This is a genomic window from Serratia sp. HNCC26DJ244 (genome assembly GCF_057180565.1).
In genome coordinates this window covers 1-647 of sequence record NZ_JBXUGO010000099.1, presented here as the reverse complement: position 1 = coordinate 647, position 647 = coordinate 1, and the positions used below count along the sequence as shown (strand labels likewise).

The window sequence follows — 647 nt, the reverse complement described above, 5'->3', positions numbered from 1 at the left end:
CCATAGCTGCCATCGGCGGCCACCGGTCCGGTGGCGGTGCTGCCATCCGGGAAGGTGACCGTGATGGTGCTGTTAGGCTCAGCGGTACCGGAGACCGTCAAGGTGCCATCTGGGTTAGCGACCACGCTTGGCGCAGCCGGCGCCACTGGGCCAGTGCTGTCCACATACGCGGTGATCGCGGACGGACTGTCATTGCCGGCCACATCGGTGGCCAGCACGCTGACATCACCACTGGTTTGCGGCGCGGTGCTGCTGATAGGACCATAGCTGCCGTCGGCGGCTACCGGCCCGGTGGCGGTGCTGCCGTCCGGGAAGGTGACCGTGATGGTGCTGCCCGGCTCCGCGGTACCAGACACCGTCAGGGTGCCATCTGGGTTAGCCACCACACTTGGCGCAGCCGGCGCCACGGGGCCAGTGCTGTCCACATACGCGGTGACCGCGGACGGACTGTCATTGCCGGCCACATCGGTGGCCAGCACGCTGACATCACCACTGGTCTGAGGCGCGGTGCTGCTGATAGGCCCATAGCTGCCATCGGCGGCTACCGGCCCGGTGGCGGTGCTGCCATCCGGGAAGGTGACAGTGATGGTGCTGTTAGGCTCGGCGGTACCGGAGACACTCAAGGTGCCATCTGGGTTAGCGACCAC

General features: G+C 66.9%; 1 protein-coding gene. It reads right to left on the bottom strand.

All coding sequences use genetic code 11. From position 1 onward, the window contains the following. The coding region (locus AC2A06_RS18760; protein WP_484381287.1) for an Ig-like domain-containing protein at window positions 1–647 on the bottom strand (647 nt) is incomplete at both ends.